Annotated in this window: 13 protein-coding genes; 6 read left to right on the top strand and 7 right to left on the bottom strand. The window is 57.0% G+C overall.

What is annotated here, in order from left to right; genetic code table 11:
• Positions 1 to 167: 167 nt before the first annotated feature.
• Entirely contained in the window at positions 168 to 1,061 is an 894-nt protein-coding gene (gene ptrR / locus ACQKP4_RS06885) for a putrescine utilization regulator PtrR (RefSeq protein WP_427631617.1), read from the bottom strand.
• A 103-nt stretch (positions 1,062 to 1,164) separates the two neighbouring features.
• Here ptrR and ACQKP4_RS06890 point away from each other — a divergent pair, with 103 nt between their 5' ends.
• Positions 1,165 to 2,346 carry an MFS transporter gene (locus ACQKP4_RS06890; protein WP_427631619.1) on the top strand — a complete coding sequence of 394 codons (1,182 nt, stop codon included), beginning with the start codon at positions 1,165 to 1,167 and terminating at the stop codon, positions 2,344 to 2,346.
• Here the strand turns inward: ACQKP4_RS06890 and ACQKP4_RS06895 are convergent.
• The 3 genes from ACQKP4_RS06895 to ACQKP4_RS06905 all read right to left on the bottom strand — a co-directional run bounded on the left by ACQKP4_RS06895 (position 2,291) and on the right by ACQKP4_RS06905 (position 4,713).
• Positions 2,291 to 3,223, bottom strand: coding sequence for a DMT family transporter (locus ACQKP4_RS06895; RefSeq protein ID WP_427631621.1), 933 nt, complete (start codon positions 3,221 to 3,223; stop codon positions 2,291 to 2,293). The genes ACQKP4_RS06890 and ACQKP4_RS06895 overlap by 56 nt on opposite strands.
• 214 nt (positions 3,224 to 3,437) lie before the next feature.
• Positions 3,438 to 3,830: a DUF2177 family protein gene (locus ACQKP4_RS06900; protein WP_427631622.1), complete on the bottom strand. Its 393-nt coding sequence runs from the start codon at positions 3,828 to 3,830 to the stop codon at positions 3,438 to 3,440.
• A 46-nt stretch (positions 3,831 to 3,876) separates the two neighbouring features.
• Positions 3,877 to 4,713: a CvfB family protein gene (locus tag ACQKP4_RS06905; protein ID WP_427631624.1), complete on the bottom strand. Its 837-nt coding sequence runs from the start codon at positions 4,711 to 4,713 to the stop codon at positions 3,877 to 3,879.
• Between the two features lie 351 nt (positions 4,714 to 5,064).
• Between ACQKP4_RS06905 and ACQKP4_RS06910 the strand changes: the two genes are divergently transcribed.
• The 3 genes from ACQKP4_RS06910 to ACQKP4_RS06920 all read left to right on the top strand — a co-directional run bounded on the left by ACQKP4_RS06910 (position 5,065) and on the right by ACQKP4_RS06920 (position 7,125).
• Positions 5,065 to 5,253 (top strand): hypothetical protein, encoded by a 189-nt coding sequence (locus ACQKP4_RS06910; protein WP_017337097.1) that lies wholly within the window; start codon positions 5,065 to 5,067, stop codon positions 5,251 to 5,253.
• Between the two features lie 206 nt (positions 5,254 to 5,459).
• Positions 5,460 to 6,176: a TorF family putative porin gene (locus ACQKP4_RS06915; RefSeq protein WP_427631626.1), complete on the top strand. Its 717-nt coding sequence runs from the start codon at positions 5,460 to 5,462 to the stop codon at positions 6,174 to 6,176.
• Between the two features lie 79 nt (positions 6,177 to 6,255).
• The gene (locus ACQKP4_RS06920; RefSeq protein WP_427631628.1) at positions 6,256 to 7,125 is read left to right on the top strand and encodes a DUF6279 family lipoprotein; all 870 of its coding nucleotides are present in this window, start codon (positions 6,256 to 6,258) and stop codon (positions 7,123 to 7,125) included.
• A gap of 125 nt (positions 7,126 to 7,250) precedes the next feature.
• Here the strand turns inward: ACQKP4_RS06920 and ACQKP4_RS06925 are convergent, their stop codons facing one another.
• Positions 7,251 to 7,640, bottom strand: a complete 390-nt coding sequence (locus tag ACQKP4_RS06925; protein WP_427631630.1) for a transcriptional regulator — start codon at positions 7,638 to 7,640, stop codon at positions 7,251 to 7,253.
• Between the two features lie 176 nt (positions 7,641 to 7,816).
• Here ACQKP4_RS06925 and ACQKP4_RS06930 point away from each other — a divergent pair, with 176 nt between their 5' ends.
• Together ACQKP4_RS06930 and ACQKP4_RS06935 are read left to right on the top strand one after the other, a co-directional pair.
• Positions 7,817 to 8,548 (top strand): DUF899 domain-containing protein, encoded by a 732-nt coding sequence (locus ACQKP4_RS06930; RefSeq protein ID WP_427631632.1) that lies wholly within the window; start codon positions 7,817 to 7,819, stop codon positions 8,546 to 8,548.
• A gap of 154 nt (positions 8,549 to 8,702) precedes the next feature.
• Positions 8,703 to 9,362: a MarC family protein gene (locus ACQKP4_RS06935; RefSeq protein WP_427631633.1), complete on the top strand. Its 660-nt coding sequence runs from the start codon at positions 8,703 to 8,705 to the stop codon at positions 9,360 to 9,362.
• 226 nt (positions 9,363 to 9,588) lie between these two features.
• On the opposite strand, the gene ACQKP4_RS06940 is transcribed toward ACQKP4_RS06935, so the two are convergent.
• Both ACQKP4_RS06940 and ACQKP4_RS06945 read right to left on the bottom strand, forming a co-directional pair.
• Complete coding sequence (locus ACQKP4_RS06940) at positions 9,589 to 10,002, bottom strand: hypothetical protein (RefSeq protein ID WP_427631635.1); 414 nt, start codon at positions 10,000 to 10,002, stop codon at positions 9,589 to 9,591.
• 14 nt (positions 10,003 to 10,016) lie between these two features.
• Positions 10,017 to 21,881, bottom strand: a complete 11,865-nt coding sequence (locus ACQKP4_RS06945; RefSeq protein ID WP_427631742.1) for a hemagglutinin repeat-containing protein — start codon at positions 21,879 to 21,881, stop codon at positions 10,017 to 10,019.
• Between the last annotated feature and the right edge of the window lie 14 nt (positions 21,882 to 21,895).

Consider the following 21,895-nt stretch of genomic DNA (forward strand, 5'->3'; position numbering starts at 1 on the left):
GCAGCCAGTTTTGGATTTTCTCTTTCATGGTGCCCCCTTCAGGGTAGTGCCGAGCGGCTTGAATTCTGTAGCCACTTCGCACTGATAATAGTCCGAAGTCCTACGCAATGCTCACCCAATTCCGCAATGATCTGTTACTGAATTGATCAAGCTCCCTGACCAATAGTTCAAGCTGTGTCCTGAGCCTGGGTCGGCGCCGAGGGATAAACCACTTGTTGCTGTTCAATCCACGCATTCAAGTTGGCCCCGAGCATGCCTTTGCGCCACATCAGCCACGTTGTCGCGTGGGCGAAGGGCTCGGCCAACGGGTGCACCGCCACGCTCTCGCGGCCCGGCAGGCTGGCGAGCATTGACTCCGACATCAGCGCCACACCCGAGCCAGCGATAACACAGGCGAGCATGCCCGGATAGGACTCGATCTCCATCGCCCGCCCCATCGCTGCGTGATAGTGCGCGAACCACGCCTCCAGGCGCATGCGGTAGGAACACCCCTGCCGAAAGGTAAATACCGAACGCCCTTCGACATCCCGCGCACTTAGAATCGGCAGGTGATCGGCTTCGCTGATCAGCACCAGCCGTTCGTCGCACAACGGCACACCGTCGAGCCCCGCCAGTTGCAGCGGGCCATCCACCAACGCCGCGTCCAGGCGGCCGGTGAGCAAACCCTCGAGCAATTCGCCGCTCGGCCCGGACTGCACTTGCAGGTTCACCGCCGGGTACGTGCGGTGATATCGAGCCAGCAATGCCGGCAGATGAATCGCCGCCGTGCTGTACATGGTACCTAGCACAAAGTCCCCGGCCGGTTGCCCGCCCTGCACGGCCGCACTGGCTTCATCACGTAGGGCGAACAGCTTGGCGGTGTAGTCCAGCAGGACTTTTCCCGCAGGCGACAACTGCAAACGCTGACGCTCACGGACGAAAAGCTCTACGCCGAGCTGCTCTTCAAGCTGTTTTAGCCGCGTCGACAGGTTCGACGGCACTCGGTGCAGACGTTCGGCAGCGCGCGTAATCGAGCCTTCCTCCGCCACCGCCTGAAAGATCCGCAATTGGCTGAACTCCACGCCATTCTCCAAACCAGAACAAGTCACTCACTATTATTCATTTTAAAAGAAAGTCAATCAGTCCTAGCCTTACGGTCATTGATCCTTCGACGGAATTCAGACCATGTCCCCGCTGATTCGCTTATTCGCCAGTTTTATCGCCTTGATGATGGCCATGGGTATCGGGCGTTTCGCCCTGACGCCACAGATGCCGCACTTGCTCAGTGAAGGTCAGGTCGACCTGACCGCCGCCGGTCTGATCGCCGCCGCCAACTATCTTGGCTACTTCGTCGGTGCAGTGGACGCGATGTTCTCGCGGCGGCCCGAGCAAATCCGTCGACGGCTGCTGGGCGGTTTGTGGCTGTGTGTGCTGCTGACTCTGGCATCGTTTTGGGCCAACGGCTTCTGGTCGCACCTGATTCTGCGCTTCGGCACCGGCGTGGCCAGCGCATGGGTGCTGGTAATGATCACCGCGCTGAGTCAGCCACTGGCTGCGGCCGCCGGTCGACCTCGATTGGGCGCGCTGGTATTCGCCGGACCGGGCTTGGGGATTTTTCTGACAGGGCTGTTGGCGCTGGGCTCGAACCTGTTGCAACAGACTTCAGCGACATTGTGGTTGGTGTATGCCTTCGTCGCGCTGGTGATGCTGCTGGCAATCCTGCCGATCCTGCCGCAACCGTCGGTCACCGTGTCCGCCACACCGGTCGCCGATACCTCGGGCAATCAAGGCATTGGCCGTCTGGGTCTGATCTACAGCTTGTACGGATTGGGCTACATCATCCCGGCGACGTTTCTCTCGCAAATGGCCAGCGCGCAGTTCCACGGCCAATGGCAGGCCGACCTGTTTTGGCCATGCTTCGGCTTGGCATCGGCGCTCGGTGTCGTGCTAGTCAGTCTGCGTCGACCTCACCCTAACGGCACGCGCCATTGGCTGATGGCGACCTTATGGCTGCAAGCCGCCGGGGTGTTTGCCTGCCTGCTGGGCAGTGGCCCGGGCCTGGCGCTGGGCGTGATCCTCTGCGGCACGCCGTTCCTGGCCTGCATGCAATTGGTGATGCAACGTTCCCGGGAGTTGGCGCCGCACACTGCCCAACGCAATGCCGGCTTGCTCACGGCTTGCTTCGCCATGGGCCAGCTCGCCGGGCCATTACTGGCCGCCACCAGCAGCCATTTCAGCGGCGGTTTACAGCCGGCGCTGATCTTCGCGGGCAGCGGATTGCTGATCGCCGGTGGTCTGTTGCTGAGCCCCGTCAGTGCTGGCCGAGCGCTTTGCGCAAACGGCGGCGCACCCACTGCTCAGCGCTGACAAAGGTGATACCGAGCAACACCAGCACCGCGCCGATGACGAAGTTGAAGCTCAGTTCTTCACCCAGCAACACCACCCCGAACGTGACGCCGAACAACGGCGTCATAAACGAAAACACCGCCAGGTTCGCTGCCAGATAACGACGCAGCAGCCAGAACCAGGTCAGGTAGCTGAAGAACGACACCACCAGCCCCTGAAACAACACGCTGCCCACCGCCACGGCGGTCAGGCTGACGTGAGTGACCTGTCCGCTGAGTATCGCGATCAGCATCAGCCCGACGAAACCGACGATCAGTTGATAGAACAAGGTCAGCGTCACTGGCGCTTCAGACAGACGCGAGGCGCGCACTACTACGGTGGTCGCGCCCCACGCCGCTCCGGCCAGCACGCCCAGCGCATCGCCCATCAACATGCGGCGATCAAGATTGTCCCAGGACACGCCACCGGCAAACGCGATGGCAATTCCGATGAAAGCCAGAAGGATTCCCAGCCATTGCAGCGGCCGTAAACGCTCGCTCGGCAACAGCCAATGAACGCCCAGCGCAGTGAAGATGGGCGCGGTATAGAGGAACACCGACATGTGCGCCGCAGTGGTCAGTTGCAAGCCTTCGGAGATGAAGAAAAACTCCAGACCAAACAGCGCGCCGGCCAGCAAACCGCCACGCCAGGTGACGCCGACCTGCTCCCAGCCGCCCTTCCAGCAAATCAGCAATCCTACGAGCAACGCGGAAATGCCTGACCGCGCCGCCGCTTGCATGACCGGCGCGATGTCGGGCGCCGCCCACTTGATCATCACCTGTTGTATGCCCCAGATCAGGCACAACCCGATCATCACTTGCAGGGCGAATCCGTCGGCGCTACGCCGGCTGGCGCTCACCGTGACACCTCGATCAAACAATCCATGGCAGTGACTCGACAGTAAAAAGCAAAGCCCCCGGCGCGAGGCTGGGGGCGAAAAATCATGCCGTCGATTATTAACCAGATGGCCAGAAATTGCCGCCTGCAAGGGACCTTTATATGTCCGATTGCGTCCCCGAGGTGGGCTTGCTGCGGGCGGCGTTCCGACGAAGGCGTATCGCAAACAACTCAGATCAAGACGCCTTGCGCGCAGCCAAAAACCCAACGGTGCACGCAACACACGTCGCCACCGCGCCCCACGCCATGTCCATCAACGCCAACTGCGCCGACCACCCTTTCAGCGTTGCCCAGTTGCTCAAGTCATACGTGCCATACGCTACCAACCCCAGCAACGCCCCCAACCGGGCGGCACGCTGCCAGGTATTCGCCGGCAACACCACGAACACCACACAACCGATCACATAAAGAAGATAGAACACCGCCGCCGGGGCCAGCAGCGGTTGATCGAGCATCAGGCCACCGAGCAGTGCCCGATACGTCGGGGCCATCAGCACGCCGAGCCAGAGCCCGTCGAGCACGAGAAACGCGAGCAAGGTGCCCGCGTAGGCCAACAGCGCTTTTTTCATAGCAGTCCAACCCCATGTGAGCGACCTACATGGGGCCGGCGCGAGGTCAGCTTAGTTCAATGCGATCCGCGTGGATGACGATCTGGCCATTCTTGTACAGCGCGCCAATAGCCTTCTTGAAGTTGCCTTTGCTTACGCCGAACAGACTGCTGATCACCGTCGGGTCGCTTTTGTCGCTGACCGGCAGGCTGCCGTTGTTTTCACGCAACTTGGCGAGGATCTTCGAGTTGAGACTGGTGGCCGCTTCTTCACCTACCGGTTGCAGGCTCAGGCTGATCTTGCCGTCGGCACGGACTTCTTTGATAAAGCCTTTCTCTTCTTTGCCGGCGCGCATGAACTTGAAGATTTCGTTCTTGTGGATCAGGCCCCAGTGCTTGTTGTTGATGATTGCCTTGAAGCCCATGTCGGTCGCTTCGGCCACCAACAAATCAACTTCCTGGCCCGGCGTGTAATTCCCCGGGGTCTTGTCCAGGTAGCGATCCAGACGCGCGGTCGCGGTGATGCGCCGGGTGTGCTTGTCGAGGTAGACGTGCACAACAACGTACTCGCCAGCGGTCATCTGACGCTTTTCTTCGGAGTACGGCAGCAACAGGTCCTTCGGCAAACCCCAATCCAGGAAAACACCGATGCTGTTGACTTCAACGACTTTTAAACTGGCGAATTCACCGACTTGAACTTTCGGCTTTTCGGTCGTTGCGATGAGTTTGTCATCGCTGTCCAGATAAATAAAAACGTTGAGCCAGTCTTCATCTTCGCTGGGAATATCTTTGGGAATATAACGATTGGGCAGAAGAATTTCGCCCTCCGCGCCACCGTCCAGATATAAACCGAAGTTAGTGTGTTTAACCACTTGCAAACTGTTGTAGCGCCCGACTAAAGCCATTTCCAATACCCTCATTGCGTGGCGGCATTCTACCCGGTTTTGTGCGTTACGTTTCTGCGGCCAGCCCGGCGACAGCAGAAATTGTTCTGCACGCCTTATTTTTCAAGGGTTTCGCCGATAGGGGCTGGCCGCTCGTCAGGCCGACCGGGGCATTCACGCCTGATTCAGCCTCGAAAAACGTCGATATTTTTCGATGACGTTCTTATTTAAAACAGTGGGTTAGAGAGATATTTCGAACATTAACGGGCGAACAATCACGCCCGTACAATCTGTATTTTGAGGGGATATTTGCCAAGCAATTGTCAAGTATTTCCTGTACGATGCCTGGCCAAGTTAATTTTCTACAGGTTAATGGCCGCCATGCGTGTAAAAGCATCCAACAGCAAAGCAAAGCCAGCTCCAGCCGTTGAAACCAGCGAATCGATCAACAATCAGATCGCTGCGTTCCTGAAGTCCGGTGGCGAAATCCAGCAAATTGCCAAAGGCGTCAGCGGCCAGACGTTTGGCCCGTCCAAGCAGATCACGCTCGGCAAAAAGTAACACGGCGTTTTAACTGGTCCATAGGCGCTTTGAGCTTCGAAGCGCTTGGACTGGAACCCTCCCGCGACACCCCTCCCACACCCTCGATATTCCAGAAATAGACGAACGGCCCTCGATGCCGGGTTTTCGTCGGTATGCTTGCACACGTCTAGATCAAGCGTTTCAGCAGATTTTTGCTCCTGCCCTCGCTGTTAATGGAGTGACGCATGCTCAAAACCTACTGTTTATTGCTCGCCAGCCTCCTGTCGTGCTCGGTCGCCAACGCGCAAGTATTTCAGCGTGAATTGGGCGACTTCGACCTGAAACTCGGCACCACGCCCAGCCGCAGCATGGCGCAAGGGTTGGTCAAACCTGCCAGCACCGGCTCGTTCCACGGCGGTCTCGACCTCAGCCACGACAGCGGTTTCTACGTGGGCCAATGGGCACCGAGCATGGGAATCACGCCTGGCGCCAATCTTGAAGTCGATTCCTACCTGGGCTTTAAACAACCTTTCGACAATACGCTCGGCTATGAAGTCGGCATGATCCATTACAGCTACCCGAAGGTAGAAACGCTCGACAGCCAAGAGCTATTCGGTGGCTTGACCTTTCTGGGCAGTCGTTTCGGCGCCGCGTTCAGCAATGACCCGGACAAACAGAACAGCACGCTCTTCGCCGATCTCGGTGGCAATCAGCCGTTCGGAATCGGGATCAGCATGAAATACACCACCCACCAGCTCAACACGCCGGTGTCCGTCGACGGGGGTTACGTCGGCAGTTTCACTGATTGGTCGGTGCAGCTCTCACGCCCATTCATGGGCGTCGACCTCGATCTGATCTACAGCGACTCAAACCTCAGCGGCAGCGCCTGCTCCGCCTATTCCGGGCACAACAGCCAGTGTGACGGCCTCGTCACCCTCAAGGCCGAACGCGCATTCTATTGATCGGCTGAACTGCCGCGCTCATCTTGCGTTCACATAGAGAAGCCAATTGAAGAAGCCACGCCTTCGCAAGGATTCGCCCATGTCGCGCTGGTTGAAACATCTCGCCATCATCATCACCGTCAGCCTCGCCCTCGGCGCCTGCAGCCGCGTGGGCCTGGCCTATCGCAACCTCGACGTGATCATTCCGTGGACGCTCAGCGACTACCTTGACATGAACGGTGAGCAAAAAGGCTGGTTCAACGAACGCCTCAAGGAGCACCTGAGCTGGCACTGCACCACGCAACTGCCCGGCTATCTCGACTGGCTCGACCGCTTGCAGGTGATGGTCGAAACCAACCAGGTCACCGACGCCGCGCTGCAAACCCGCACACAGGAAGCCAAAGCCGCCATCGCCCAGACCGCCCGGGAAATCACACCGTCCGCCATAGAGTTGCTGCAAGGGCTGGATGACAAGCAAGTCGCGGAGATGAACGAGGCTTTCGCCAAGGACCAACGCAAGCGTCAGGACGAATACCTCAAACCGCCACTTGATCAACAGATCAAGGAACGCGCGGACCGCATGGAAAAACGTCTGGATGACTGGCTCGGGCCGCTCAGCACGACGCAGGAACAACGGGTGATCGCCTGGTCGAATGCCTTGGGCGACCAAAACACGCAATGGATCGCCAACCGCGTGCATTGGCAGAAACAGTTCAGTGCGGCGGTTGCGCAGCGACAAAGTCCCGAATTCCCACAAAGAATCGAGACGCTTCTGGTGAATCGCGAGAGTTTATGGACACCGGCTTATCGTCAGGCCTACGCCAACACCGAAGCCCAGGCGCGGGGATTGATCGTGGATTTGATGGCCGAGAGCACGCCAGCCCAACGGCAGCGGCTGTTGAAGAAGATCGATGGGGTGAGGAAGGACTTCAATGATTTGAAGTGCCTGAAAGCGGCAAAACAGGGTTAAGTGCCCAACAGGGTTCCAATGTGGGAGCGGGCTTGCTCGCGAAGGCGGTGCATCAGTCGACATCGTCGTTAACTGATACTCAGCTTTCGCGAGCAAGCCCGCTCCCACATTGGGTGTTTGGGGCTTCAGGCAATCTGCGCCTTAGATGCCACCTCATCAAATGTCGCTTCATCCAAGGCATCCACCTGCTCATCCAACACCTGCCGCGGATGGTCGTTACCCGGAATGCTGCTGTCGATCAGGCTCAATAAACTCGAGCCCCGCGCCGTCAAAATGTAGTTCGAGCCGGTACCGCCCTGCTCCTCAGGCCGAGACTCGATGTAACCACGCGTCAGCAGTAACTTTTCGTACTCGCCAGCGACCGCTTTCAGGTGGTCGAGGTTCTCGGTTTGCTCGCCTTCGGCCGCTTTCGCCGCCGCATATTGCTCGGCGTAAGGGCGTGGCGTGAAGCTGGGCTCGGCGTTTTGCACTTCGTGCAGCAAGCGTTCAATCAAATCCCAGTTATAAGTCGTCATCCTGAATAACCTCCAAGCCAGAGAGTGAGATGGCCTTCATAGGTTGTGACCGATGGCGGGCGCAGCCGTTCAGCCAGGGTTTGTGCAACGACCGACCGGCGACCTGTCGAAATGCACGCGGGCCGAACGACTAGGCTGTGTAAGCCACCTCCCAGCACCCCGCAGGAGAAAACGTCATGAAGATTCAGAATCATCCCGTCGTGTCGCGCGAAGAATGGCTCGCCGCGCGCAAACAACACCTGGCGCACGAAAAAGCCTTCACCAAGGAACGCGACAAACTCAGCGCCGAACGCCGGGCGTTGCCTTGGGTAAAAATCGACAAGGACTACCACTTCCAAGGCGCCAACGGCGAACTGAAACTGGCTGACCTGTTTGGCGACCACAGTCAGTTAGTCATTTACCACTTCATGTTCGGCGAAGGCTGGGACGAAGGCTGCTCCGGCTGCTCGTTCCTCTCCGACCACATCGATGGCGCGAACCTGCACCTGGCCCACCATGACGTGGCGGTGGTCGCGGTGTCGCACGCGCCGTTTGTCGAATTCCAGGCCTTCAGGCAACGCATGGGCTGGAAATTCGACTGGGTGTCGTCAGAAGGTTGCGACTTCAACTACGACTTTGGCGTCTCCGCCCGAGCGGAAGACGTCGCTGCCGGAAAAGCCACCTACAACTACGAAAAATCCGACGGCGCCGAGGAAGAACTCCCAGGGCTTAGCGTGTTTTATCGCAACGATGCCGGCGAGATATTTCACACTTATTCCACCTATGCCCGTGGACTCGACCTGCTGGTCGGCGCCTACAACTACCTCGACCTGACGCCCAAGGGCCGCAACGAGGAAGAAATCATGGAATGGGTGCGGCACCACGACAAATACGAGGAGAAAGCGCTGCCGAGTTGCTGCCACTCATAAAAACAATGAGCGCGAGCCTGCCGGTGAGGAAGGTTATTGGTCTGCGGCAAGACCATTGCAGCCTGAGGATCAAAATGTGTCCTACAGTTACCGAGCGTCGTTCGAGTACACAGACACAAGCTGATTCAACCGCCCCTCCCCGACAGGCACCGCCATGAATTCCTACGTCAGCTTGTTTCTCGGAATGTTCTCGACCTTACTGGCGATCATCAATCCACTGGAGGCCATACCGGTGTTCCTCGGCCTGCTGCAAGACAGGGACGACGCCGAACACCGCCGAGTCGCACGCAAGGCATGCCTCTACGCTTTGCTGCTGATGTTCTTCTTCCTGATCTTCGGCAACATGTTGCTGCGCCTGTTTGAAGTGCCGCTGAGCATGATCCGTGTAGTCGGCGGGGTGATCCTGATGCGAATCGGCTTCGAACTCTTCGCTCCCTCGCCCGGCAACTCCCTGATCCCCAGCGGCGGCAAAGGCAACCCGGACGTCTCCTTCATCCCGATGGCCATGCCGATCATGTTCGGTCCCGGCGCCATTGCCACCGTGATCGGCCTGACCAGCACCATCAAAGACTCCGACCGCGCCGTACAGTCCTTTACCGTAGTGGCCCTGGCCATTTGCGCGACCATGTTCACGACCTACCTGTCACTGGTCTACGCAAAGGGCATCCTCAATAAAATCGGCCCGCAAGGCATAGACGCTGCGACTCGCATCGTCGGCTTCTTCGTCTCGGCCATGGGCGTCGGGTTGATCTTTCATGGGACGGTGGAGTTTTTGCAGTCTTATGGGGTGCTGCTGAATGGGGTGAAGGGGTAGTTGGTAGTCGCTGTTTAGATTTGAGATGGGTTTGCACATGGTTCAGGGCGGGACAGGGCAAACAAATAAATCCGTCCCTTTTCCCTCTTTCAGAAAAAGACGGGGGGCTAGCCTTGAGACAGGCATAAAACTTATCGGAGCGGGACATGAAACTTAAATAAATCTGTCCCCTTATTCCATTCCTGTCATTCAAATCGCCCCCCTCCTTTTTCGCCGCCCATTTTTTCTATGGAAGTTTCACCATTACAACCTCATCAGAACCTTTAGGCAGCTGCAGCAGGTACTTCCATTGCTCAAGGACCATGCGCCATTCCTGCAAGGTAAACTTACTCTCCGGCTGTCCCACCCAGTCGTCGTTAACCAGAATATCAACCTGCACACCTGAAGAGTCGATGTTCAATAGGACATCATTTGCCCCGTCAGATATTGATACCTGAGCACCTTCCTCGACCAATGTAATAGCCCTCAACAGTCGATCACACTGCTGCGGAATCTGAGCGATAGCGCCCAGAGTGCTACATACGTAGAGTTCGTAGCGTTGCGCATCATCCTGTCCGGGAGACACCTCAGCCACAGCATGAAAAATTCGCCCTACGTTAGGGTAAATCCCCCCGGCCACGTAATAAAACTTCAGTTCCATAGGCGCCCTCAATACTAAGGTTTGTAAACAGGGTAAACCGTCGCTCTTGGATATGTGTATCCTTGAACACTAACTCCAGACGGCGTTTCTGAGCGCCAACTAGTGCCGGTGACAATTTTTTTCGGGCTATTCCACGCAGCATCAACCTCTGATCTGATTCGTGCCTCATCCCATGCAGCAGGGAACATTGTATGCTCTCTGGCCGGTTTAACAATCCACTGGCCTGGATTTTTTATATCAGGCACTTCAACCCGTGCCAGATAGACACCAAATGGGTCAGGCGTTGACGCAGATCCAGGCACAATTCTCACATCACCATTCAACAACGTATGAGCACCAGTGGGTGTGCCATCGCTCTTGTAGTCCGCGCCGATTATATGAGAATAGTCAACTGGACTGTTGTACATATTGCCTGGCGACAGATTCGGATCCACCGCTGGGGATGTGGTACTCCAACCACCAGAATTATCAATCGGGCTTCCATCGGTGCTCGTCGGCAGGGAGGGATGCACTTCTAGGCCACCAACACTCACTGGATGACCGACGTTATTGTCCACGGCCAGTCTTATCAACGTCTGATATTTTTTATCAAGCAAATGTATTGGAAATTCAGTACTAGTAACGCTCTCCCACAGTTCGACTGACAGTTTCAGCTGCTGCTGCACTGTAAACCCAGCCTTCTGCAGTTCCTCCACAACCGCGTTGACTGCAACGCGAATATTCTCCTGATTTTGTGCGGAACTTTGAGAGGCTAACAGCACCGCCCCTAACCCTACTACTAAGCCAAGGGCCACAACAGCAGCAACATGAACATACTTGTACTCGCCGGCACCAGAGCCAGGCCTCTGCAAATTGCTAAGCAGATCCAACATCGCATACGCTTGTACAGGATCACGCCTCGCTAATTCAACCAGTTTTTCTGTTAAGGCCTGGGCTTCAGCAGAATTATTTTCACCGATAATGTCAGACAACATAGCACTGACTATCGCGCGCCGAAGCACTTCATCCTTACCACCCAACTGCCTCAGATATATCCGACGCATTTGTAATTTGTCAGCGTTTTCGAAACCGTATCCAGCAGCAATCAGCCCTGCACCAAACAATAGATCTTTCAGAACACTCAGCGATTCAAGACTATTTTCACCATATTTTGCAACCTGCTCATTCCACTTATCTATTGTTTGCTGCGGACTCATTACTGCACTCGTTGAAGTGCTACTTGCGTAAAGATCAGTGCGGTGTTCATCGTCACGAGTGACTTCATATGCTTGATCGACATTACGATTAAGACCGGACGTCGAATCCGCACCCGTTACTTTGTCATGACGAACAATGATATCGCCGCTGCCGACAGTTGCCCGAAGCACTTGTTCACGATCTTTTTCATAGTTGTAGCCTTCGACCGCCCAGCTACTTTTCTTCGGTCCTTCCATACCCTGATTGGGTTTGTCAGATTGGGAGTTACTCTCAGATCCATAGCTGCCGCTAACGTTAAGGTAGTAACCGTGCTCGTTGTCCTTGCCGTAGATGTTGCGAAAACCCAGGGTGTCGGTATCGAGTTTGAGGTTGCCGTTGTCCGCGGTCAGCACCGCACCATCGATCTGTGTGTGGCCTTCAGTACGGATATCGACTTTGTTAGTGCCGTTGATCACCGTCTGGTTCTCAACCCAATTGGTCTGGCCAGTGGTTTTGCCGTACCCGACCGATCCGCTGGCACCGTAAAACGAACCGGTGATGCTCAGATCCAGTTCTTGCCCGCGCGCTTTTCCGGTGTCCGGCACCGAGCTCACCGTGAGATTACGACCAACGTCCCCCGTCACTTCATCGCCGTGCATTGTCGCGCCAGCGATCTTGGTATCACGGCCACTTTCAAAGCTGAGGTTGCCGCCCGCATAAACGTAAGCCTCCTGCTGCTTCACGCCTTCGCGGTTCAGATCGCCAATGCCGATATTCGCCGAGCCATAGATACCGAACCCGTCCTTACCGAGGATGATGCCGCCCTCAGCGCCCCAACTGCGGCGGTCGTTTTCGATACTGGATGCGTTTTGCGCCGACAGCACGTTCAGGTCGTTGCCAGCCTTGAGCTTGATATCACGCTCGGCGGTGACTTGCGTGGCGACCAGTGTCAGGTCATTTTTTGCGTCCAGCTTGACGCTGCCACCGGCATTGAGTTGCGTCGCGGTGGACGAGCCTTGACTCGACTCGCCTTGGTTACCGGCATTACTGATACCGACCCCCAGTTTGAAGCCGCCAGTGGTGCCGCCCTTGATGCCGCCCTTGCTTTGGGTCTGATTGTCTTCGCTGTTTTCGGCGCCGTGCGCCACATCGAAAGTGATGTTGCGGCCAGTGACATTGATATCGCGACCAGCATCGAATTGGCTGCCTTTGACGTTGACGTCATTTTCAGCTTCTAGCGTGATGTCGCCACCGGCCGACAGGCTGGATGGTCGGTTGGTTATGGATGTCTGGGTGTGAGTCTGGCCGGTACTGGAAGAACCAATATGCCCATCGAACGTAGGCCCGCTGAAAAACGACCCCAGGGCATCGACCGACTTGAGAACGCTGGAACCCTTGCTGACGCCATCCTCCCCCTTGCCAGTGCCTTTGAGGCTATCAACGGTGTTGCCGAAGTTGTAGGCGACAGTCGTCGTCGAACCGGTTCGTTTCACGCTGTCACGGGTGGTGACAACGCTGGCTTCCTCCGCCGCATCAATGTTGATGTTGTGGCCGGCCTTGAGCTTGATGTTGTTTTCAGCATGCAGGTCAGAGCCCTGCTGATTGATATCACGACCGGCGTTGACGCTGAGATTAAGCCCCGCATCGATGGAACTGCCGGCGGCGGAATAACCGCTGCTGTCTACGCCGTGCTTTTTGGTTTCATTTCCAACAAACGTGGTGTAACCGTTGTTGTCGGCGGTTTGTTTGAGGCCAAAGCTCTTATCGGTTTCCCAACTGTTGCTGCGCTGCTGATCGGTAGAAGCAACTACGTTGACGTCACGCCCGGCATCGAGCTTGACACTGTTATCAGCGCTGATGCCACTGCCGATGATGTTGATGTCACGGGCAGCATTCAGAATGGCGTCATTCCCGGCATTGACCTGGCTGCCCACACTGTTGGAGCTGACAACTTCACGGCCCTCCTTGTGCGACGAGCTGAAGGTAATGTCGCCTCCGAAACTTGGTGTACCAACCGCCCATCCGATGGCGTCCTTGAGTGTCAGACCCACCTTTTTCTTGTATTCCTCGGCACGACTGTAGGCCAGGTCATCAGACGACGACAGCGTGATATCACCTGTCTTGTCCACCAGCCCCGCGTGCAACTCCGCGTCATTTTTGGCTGAGACTTCACTGGCATTCAAACGAACATCGCGTCCCGCCAGAATGACGGCATCCTGACCGGCATTCAGCTCGCTACCGATCTGGGTAACGGTAGTCTGGAGTTGGCTCTTGCCACTGCTCGACATGCCAAACAGACCGGTTTTGGTTTTTTTGCTGTAATCACCAGTTTCTTCAGTGGCAGACAGGATTGCGACATCGTTTGTCGCCCCCAGCACCAAGTCATTACCCGCCTTCAACTGGCTGCCAATGATGGTGACGTTGCGCCCGCCATCAAGGCTGACCCCACCGTCCCCATCCTTGGAGCTATTGACGGTCAGGTCACGACCCGCATCAATCACTGAAGCGACGTTGCTGCTGTCATAACTTTCTTTTTGGGTTGTGCTGCTGCGTCCGAAAGAGCCGGTTTTCTTCTTGTAGTAGTAGGAAGAGCTTTCGTCCTTGGCCGACGCGACAGTGATGTCCTGTACCGCATCAAGACTGATGTCTCCTTGAGCCTTGATCCGGCTGGCGATGATCCCCAGGTCATTGCCCGCGTTCAGCGCAATGTCACGACCAGCGTTCAGTACCGAGGCTTGTTGCGTTGTGCTGTGGGTTTCGTTTGCGAATTTTTTGCTGCGAGTGACGTAATCGCTCTCGTTGGCCGCCGACGTGATCACGATGTCCTTGCCCGCATTAACGCCTATGTCACGTTTGGCGTCCAGGCGACTGGCAACGACTGCAACATCGCGATCCGCACTGATCGAAAGATCCCGACCAGACGTTACTTCTGCACCGTACTGAGTGATGGTCTGATCGAGGAAATTGCTGCCACGCGAGGTGCTGTTGCGATCCTGGACCGAGCTGATGTTAACGTCACGTCCTGCATCAAGTTCGAGATCCTGACCACTCTTCATCACGCCGCCGATGTTGTTGATATCTCGGCCGGCGTTGATGGTCAGATCATTAGCTGCCTCGATACGCGCTGCATTATCCAGGTAGTCGCGATGACGAATATTCCCGCCCCCGATCACATCAACACCCGTCACATCGCGCTGGTTGATCACATCGCCATTGGTCGCTGTCAATGTCACGTCACGCCCGGTGATGACACCGCCGGATTTGTTAACGATGTTATTGCCAGCCTTCAGCGTCAGGCGATCGCCCGCCTCGATCAAACCGCTGTTGGTCAGGTCATTGCCGGCCTCGGCCGACAGATTGTTGGTGGCTCGCAGGCTGCCGGCGTTGTCCAGGTTCTCACCGGCGATCAGGGTGACGTCGCCGCCCTGAATCAATGCGCCGTTAGGAGCCAGGCGATTGTTGACCTGAGCCATGTAGAGCACTGGCACCAAGACTTTTTCGCCGTTCACCACGTGCTCTTCGAGCCAGACGATGTCGTGGGTCAGGGCGGCGACTTGCTGGGCGTTCAGGGTCACGCCAAGGGAGAGGTTGAGTGCTTCCTTGCTGGCGATGGCGTTGTTCATCAGGTACTTGAACATGGCTTCGTCAGAGGTCTGGCCATCGATAAAGCGCTGGCCGGTGCGTGCGACCACGGCCTGCTGGATCATCCGTTGCTCGAACAGGCCGTCACCCAGGCGTTTGGCGCTGTTGTCCGGGTCGTAGCCGAGATTGCTCAGCAGGTAATCCGAACTCATGAACGGCTTGAGGTTGGTGAGCACCGGGTTGGTTTCGATCAGGTACTTGTGCGGGTTGGAGCGCACGCTGATGTCGGGCAAACCCTGCACGCGTGGAACGCTCATCGGTCCACTGGCGCGGTTCGGCAACAACACGCCCACCGGTCCATCGCCCGCGGCGGCATTGACACTGACCATCGCCGCTTTGTCGCTGAAGTCTACCGGCGGGCGATTCGCCAAGGCCAGGTCGCGAGCCTTCACCGAGACTGGGTCATTTTTGTCGAACTTGAAGTCAGTGGCCCTCACCGACGTGGAAACTTGAGCGCGCTGAATCAGGTCTGAGTCGATGGTGCCGATGACCCAGTTTTGACCCGCCCCCCCCGCTTGCTCGGTACCATCCTTATGGCTAAGGCGGAATAAGCCGTTATCGCCCGTCGGCAGGGTAAAACCAGGAAGTGTCAGCGGGTTCACCTGTTGCTGGGCCAGGTCCGGGGGCAACTGTGAGTTGATGCTGATGACGGTCGGGGTGACCTGGCCGGCGAGTTGCGTAGACCCTACCCGGGGGCCCCGTGTGCCTGGAGCGTAGCCGTCACGAAGCACAGTATTGGTTAGATTTTTAGTGGCGTTGATGTAGACGTTGCCACCGGCCTGAACGACAGCATTGGCGGTTGACGAGGGGCTGCTTTCGGTAATGGTGTTCTCAAAAAAACCGGCATTTTTGACGAGGTCCGGCGCTTCACTGCGTACACCGTCGTCATAGTGAGGTGCGGGTATATAGAGCTTACCCGGCATCTCGATCCATACCGGACCAAATACCACGTAAGGAGTCTGCTCTCCGCCTTGCCTGGTGCCGACCCCTTTGAGCGATTCAACACCATTGGTGGTCCACAAACGAATGTTGGGCCGGATAACTTGCTTACCGCCTATATAAGCGAGCTCACCGGAATCGTACAGAGGATCATTGGCGGCGTTGTACTCCAGTATCGAATGCCAGAAATCATAACTCTTGGATGGAATCGCAAAGGACTTCCTGACGCTATACGTACCGACCGACGCCCCTTCACTGGTAAAGCTCTGAAGATTGAGCGTCATGTCGTTTCCGGCCGTGACGGTGGAAACCTTGTTGAGGAAAGTCCCGCCATTTACCAGCAGATTTCGTCCAGCAGTGAGCGTCGCCGATGCCGAGTCCCGGACGATTTCGGACTGATAGTTTTCCACCCAAACCAGATAGCTTGGGTATTGCTGCATGTAATCGTCGAATGAAGAACAAGCCTTGCACTGGATCCCAATGGCACCTGAAATCAGCCCACCACCGGCCACCTCGAACACATCCTTGCGGTTCTCGATGTAACTGGCTGCCATGGTGAGGTCGCCAACACTTTCAATCGTCCCCGAGATGTTGTTGATCGATGAACTCCAGCCATTGCTGTCATCCCTGGCGATGCTGATGTTGCCCATGCCATAGATATCGGCAAAACGGTTGGTCAGTGTGCCTACCCGCAGGTCCATATCGCGGCCGCTGAAGATCAGGCCGTTCTGGTTGAGTAGTGAGTTGCTGTTGATGCGCAATTTTTCGGCGCTGCCGAGGGTGCCGTTGTTGATCAGCGAAGCGGCGTTGACAGTCAGGCTGTCAACGGCAGTCATGCGCCCGAGGTTGGTCAGGCTGCTTCGGCTGGTGACCGTAGCGGCGGAAGCGCCAGTGATGCTGGCTGCGACAGTCAAGTCGATCTGCGACGCTGTGAGCCCCATGTTGCCGAGGCTGCTGATGCGTCCATTGCCGCCGTAGGCCCCGCTGAGGTCGACACTCAAAGTCCCACTGCTGGCAATAAGGCCGTCGTTGGTCCAGTTACCGCCGCTGCCGACGAAGCTGTCGGAAGCCAGTAACTGGCCGTCAGCGGTTTGGCTCAAGTTGTTGACGTTAATCGTCAGCCGCCCCGCCTGAATCACGCTGCTGTTGGTCCAGCTATCCGCATTCAGCGTCAACCCGCCACGGGTCACCATCGTGCCGCCAGCGTTCATGACGTTGGCTGTCGAGATGTCGAACTCACCGACACCGACATGGGTCACGGTGCCGCCGAAGTTCAGGAAGCTTGGCGTGTTCAGCGTCAGGTCGGTGTTAGCGGTTTCCAGCAAGCCATTACGGTTATCAAACTGGCTGCCGATCTGGAAGTTGGTTTTTCCGCCGTAGCCCAGCGCACGCAGTTTGCCGCCCTGGTTGTCGACGCTGGCAGCACGAACGGCCAAGGCGCGAGCGCTTTCAATCAGGCCGTCACGATTGGTGAGAGCGCCATTGAAACCTAGATCAATCCCGTTGCCGCTGATCTGACCCGTGTTGTTGTTCAGCGTGCCGCCAACAACGTTGACCAAGCCTTTGGCATAGATCCCGCCACTGCTGTTATCAACTGCAGCGTTGCCGGCGTTGAGCAAAATATCACCGCCGTTGGCGGCGATACGCCCGCCGCTGCTATAGAGGCCGCCCAACGCTTGCAAGTCGAGACGACTGCCTTCGATCTTTCCACCCTCGCTGTTGCGTAATACACCGGTGAGGCGGGTTTGCAGCAAACCTTTGAGGCTGGAGAGGACGCCTCTGCGGCTGTCGAGATTGGCCGCGGTGAGAGTCAGGTCGCCGTTTTGAGCGATTATCTTGCCGCTCTGGTTATCGATATCGCCCCCCGTCACGTCCAGGGTCATTGCCCCCAGGCTTTGCAGCGCGCCACCGACATTGTTGAAGGAGGCCGCTTTAACACCAAGACCGGCGTCACGGCTGTAGATCAAACCATCGGCATTGTTGCGAACGCTGCCAGTGGCTCTAAGGTCGAGCTGTCCATTGGCGGAGACGGTGCCGCGCTGGCTGTTATTCAGGTCACCCGTCAGCAGGCTCAACAGGCCTTGGCTGAGGAGTTGGCCACCCTCGTTGTCGATGCGGCTGGAACGCTTGATCACCAGGGCCCCGGTGCTGCCGAGCGCTCCGTTGGTGTTGATGAGCGCACCGAGCAAGTCGAGGGTGATGCTGTCTTTTCCGATCAGGCCGCCGTTGTTGTTGTCCAGGCTGGTACCCGTGAACGTCAGGGCTTTTACGCCTGTGATTTTCCCTGAGTGGTTGTTCAGGCTCGTCGCATTGATGTCCAGGGTGTCGCCGCTTTCGATCACACCGCCGGCGGAGTTGTTGATCGAGCCTTGGTTCATCGTCAGTGTTTGCTTACCATTACTGCTGACGATGCCATTGCTGTTATCGAGGCTGGCAGCGGTAATGGTCACGTCGCCGTTGCCACCGATGCCGCCCTTGCCGGTATTGATCAGTGCGCCGCTCAGGTTGATGTCCAGATTACCGTACAGGCTGGAGAGCGCGCCCTCGCGACTGTTATCGAGACTGCCACCCGTCAAGGCCAGTTTGTTCCAGCCGGACAGCAGACCGTCTTGGTTGTTAAGACTCACTGCGTTGAGCGTCAACTGATCATTACTGATGAGGTTGCCACCTCGGTTATCCAGTTGGTTTGCGGTCAAGCTGAAGCTGCGGACGCTGGAAATTTCACCTTGCTGGTTATTGATGTCGCGCAGGTGGGCGATGCTCAATACGCCTTTGGTGTTGATCAATCCATCCTGGTTATTCAAGTCGGCGGGTGCATTGCCCAGATCGATACGGATGCCGGTGCCACCCAACAGGTTGCCGCCCTGGTTGTTCAAGCCGTTGCTGTTGAGATTGAGTTGCCCTGCCGCTTTTATCAGGCCTCGGGTCTGCTCCTCGTTCTGATTGATCAGTTGGCCATCGACCGTCACTTCCAGGTCGCTATCGCTGAGCATCTTGCCGGCGCTGTTGTCCAGGCTCGCGGCGCGAATTTGCAAGGCGGCAGCGGCGATTTTGCCTTTGATCGACGTCAATGCGTTGTCAATTTTCAGCGTGAGCTTTTGGTTGCTGAGCAGTTGACCGCCATTGTTATCCAGCCGATTGGCGACCAGTTCGAAGGCCTCTTCACTGGAGATTTCGCCGTTGCGGTTGTTCACGGCGGCAAGATTCTTCAGCAGCAGCTGGCCTGGAGCACTGATGAAACCGCCCTGGTTGTTCAATGCCCCGCCGTTCAGGTCGAGGCTCAAGCTGCCTTTGCTGGACAGCCTGCCGCCCTGCTGATCAAGGCCTGTAATGTTAGCGATCAGCGAGGTGGCTGCGCTGATGCCGCCCTCGGTATTTGTAACTTGCCCGGCATTCAGGTCCAGCCGATCGCCTGAGTAAATCGTGCTTTGCTGGTTGCTGTTATTGAGCGCGCCGGTGTTGATGCTCAGGTTGCCTTTGCTGCTGATCGCACCTTTTAACTGATTATCGAGGCTGGCACTGTTGAGGGTCAGTGTGGTGTCAGTCAGCAGTTTGCCACTCTGGTTGCTGATTGCGCCTCGGGTGACAACAGTGAGTGCCTTGGCGCTGGAGACTGTGCCGGCGTCGTTGTTTAGGCTCTGGGCATTGATCGCCAGTTCGCCTTCGCTGACGAGGCTGCCGTGGTTCGTCAGATCCGAAGAGAGGTTGACTGTGAGGTTGTTCTGGGTGGTCAGGCGACCGCCATTGTCCAGGGTCTGTCCGGTCAGCGTCAGCCCGCCGTCGCCGGACAGCAGCCCTCTAGTGCGATTGATGACCTTGTCCACGGTGAGTGCGAGATTGCCACCGGCCAGGATGTAGCCGGCATCGCTGTTGTCGAGTTGTTGGCCGAGCAGTGTCACGTCCGCCTTGCTAGACAGCTCTCCGCCTCGGTTATCGAGCGTATCGACCGTTAGTTTCAGCGCTTTTGTGGCCCCTACCAAGCCCTCCTGACGGTTATCGAGGCTGGCAGCTATCACGGTCATGCCATCATCGGCGATGACCACACCAGCCTGGTTATCGAAAGTACCGGTGACCGTCAGATCTACCTCGCCGCGACCACGAATTTCACCGCCGGTGTTATTCAGGCTGGCACTGCGGCTGTCGAGACCGGCTGAGGCAATCAGGCCTTTGACGTTACTGAGCACGCGGTGGATGACCAGCGTCAGTTTCTCGTTGCTCAGGAGCTTTCCGTCATCGTTGTTCAGGCTTTGTGCATTGACGCTATACGCTTTGGCACCGGAGATTTCACCGCGGCTGTTGTTCACCTCGTTGAGGTTTTTCAACAGCAACAATCCCGGCGTGTGGATGTTGCCACGCTGGTTGTTCAACAGACCGTTGTTCAAGTCGAGGGTCAGGTCGCTGTTGCTGAACAGCTCGCCGCCATCCTGATCCAGGCTCGTGACCGAGACGTTCAACTGTTGCTGACTGCCAATCTGCCCGGCCGAGTTATCCAGATGCTTGGCTGTCAGGTCGAGGGTGCCGTCAGTCGCGAGGCTGCCACCCTTGCTATTGTTGAATTCGCCGGTGGTGACGGTTGACGCCGCCATGGCGCTGACGATGCCTGCGTCGCTGTTGTCGAGGGTCGCACTGGTCAGCACCAGACCTTTTTGCGACGCGATCAAACCACCCTGGTTCTGCAGGGCTGCCGCCACGTTGAGCATCATGGCTTCAAGGCTCGACAGCTTGCCCAGTCGGTTGTCCAGGCTACCGGCGTTGAGTGTCAGCGTGCCTTCGCTACTGATCAGTCCTTGCTGGTTGTTCTTGATGCCGTCGAAGGTTAACGCGAGGGTGTTCTGGCTGACGATCTTGCCACCCGAGTTGTCCAGCCCGACGCCACCGACCGTGCTCACGCCTTTGCTAAAAATCAGGCCGGCAGTCTGGTTGATGATCTGATCGACTTTCAGCGCCAAGGTCGTGTCGGACAGCACTTTACCGCTGTCGCTGTTGTTCAGGCTCGCGCCGTTAATACGCAGCTCGGTCTGGCTGGACAGCGAGCCGGCACGGTTGTCGATCTGATCGACGTTGAGTGTCAGTGTTTTGAGCGATGCGACCAGACCGTCTTTTCGGTTGTCCAGCGACTTGCCCGTCAATTTCAGATTGCCCTCGGCCACCAGTTCGCCGCCCTGCTGGCTCAAGTGATCGATGCTGGCTTCGATATTGCCCTTGCCGGAGATTCGGCCACCATCGTTGGCGACTTCATTGGCTTTGAGGGTCAGTGAGCCGCTGGCTGTCAACAAGCCATTATTGCGGTTGTCCAGTTTGCTGCCATCGAAGGTCAACGCAGCCTTGCTTTCGAGCCGGCCCTTGTCGCGGTTATCCAGCTCGGTGATCAGTAGCTGCACCGCCTGATCCGCTCGAATCACCCCATTACGGTTGTCGGTGTTGCGGCTGTTGACGTTCAGGGTGTTAAGGCTGGAAATCTTGCCTTCGCGGTTGTCCAAGCGCGTAGCCTGTACATCCATCGCACCGTTGGCCTGTATCAGCCCTTTGCTCTGGTTGTTCAGCAAGTCGCTGACGCGGGTCGTCAGTTGGCCTTCGCTGCTCAACTTTCCTTGCTGGCTGTTATCGAGGTTTTGCGCCCGGACCGTTAGGGCCTTTTTCGCCCCCAAGGTGCCGCCGATGTTGTTGATGCCGCCACTGGCGGTGATGTCCAGGAAGCTACCGGCCGTCACCAGACCGGCGACGTTATCCAGTGCGGCCACGTTCAGGACGATATCAGCCAGGCTGCTCAATTCGCCGCTGTTGTTGTTCAGCCGGCCAAAGTTGCCGGAGAGATTGCCGGTGCTATTGATCACGCCTTTGGAGTTGAGCAACTGGTTGACATTGAGGTTTAACGTGCTGTTGCTCAACACCCGCCCGTTGTTCTGATTGTCCAGGCCTACGGCGGTGATTTGGGTGCTTTGCCCGCTCAGCGTACCGCCCTGGTTGTTCAACATTTGGGCGGTGTTAATCGCGAGATTACGGCTGGCGACGACGCTTTTGCCGGTGTTGTTAAGGTTCTGCGCACTCAGGCTCACATCACCCGTCAGGTTCCGGCTGTTATCCGCGTTGACCCCGGCCTCGATGACGCCGTTGTTGGTCAACTGCCCACCGGCAC

Source organism: Pseudomonas sp. NPDC086278 (assembly GCF_050280905.1).
GTDB lineage: Bacteria > Pseudomonadota > Gammaproteobacteria > Pseudomonadales > Pseudomonadaceae > Aquipseudomonas.